We start from the raw sequence: 1,010 nt of genomic DNA, 5'->3' as shown, positions 1-1,010 counted from the left end.
TAGGAGTTTGTGTATTTGCATAAGTTGGAGTTAAATGAGAAAAAATGAAAGTTCCAGCAATTGTACATAACAAAAAGTTTTTCTTATAAATAGATTTCTTACACATAGATATGCCTTTAGTATTGGTATGCCTTTGATGCTTACTTCCTTCCCCTGATGGCGCAAGTACCTAGGCGGTTCTTATATCATTATGTTTTTTATGTAAAGAACAAAACGAAGTATTATGTGTGCTCTCTATCCGCTTAATCATGAACGTTAGAAAAACTTTTAAGATGACAATACAGGTCACTACACGTGGTTTGCAGAAAAGCTTGCTTTGATTACGTCTGCGTTTCATACACACTCTGAAACAGGATGTTTTGAAACATGGCTTATTGAGAAAGTTTGTTGTCATGAAAGTTTTATAGAGTTTTTTTAAGACGAAATGTTCTGCGCTGACACACAGCTTTCAGTTTCTATAAATTTTCTTCTCCATAGAAGAAGAAACAAGTGCGTATTGTGTATTTTAAAACATAAAGCGAAGATATGGTGTATTTTTATCAATATAAAAGGGCTCTTGTTGAGGTGTGCCGATTTGATAAAAATAAAACTTTTTTGAGAGCTTCGTCTCAATTTGGAGATGAAGCACTTTGTTCTATTTGGTTTTAGAGAGATTGCTCATTTCAGGGAAGCGTATAGGAAAGTGCAACTCGATAAATCCTTTGAGAGAGCAAGTTTGAGTGTGAAGGTAGAACAGTTACTTTGATTGATATGCTCATGGTAGATTGAGCAAAAACAAAAGACAGCACAGAGAGTGCTGTCTTTTTACTAAAGCGAATGGAATAATGATACAGTTGTTTTTACACCTTTTTCTTAAAACTGATAGCGTATTCCGCCTGAAAAGCTTGCTCCGGATATACCAGTCTTTTGTAGTTTTTGTTGATAGCTGACATCACCATGAAGCGAAACGTTTGAAGACAATTGAGCACTGACACCAAGTCCACCTTCAAGCAAAGTTCCCATGGGATCAA

Annotated in this window: 1 protein-coding gene; it reads right to left on the bottom strand. The window is 35.5% G+C overall.

Annotated elements, in window-relative coordinates; genetic code table 11:
• Positions 1-852: 852 nt before the first annotated feature.
• A partial coding sequence (locus PVV68_RS10770; protein ID WP_404978448.1) for an autotransporter outer membrane beta-barrel domain-containing protein occupies positions 853-1,010 on the bottom strand: 158 nt, incomplete at its 5' end.

This window comes from Bartonella sp. ML69XJBT (assembly GCF_028618515.1).
In the GTDB taxonomy this organism is placed as follows: Bacteria; Pseudomonadota; Alphaproteobacteria; order Rhizobiales; family Rhizobiaceae; genus Bartonella.
This window is presented reverse-complemented; position numbering and strand designations above follow the sequence as displayed.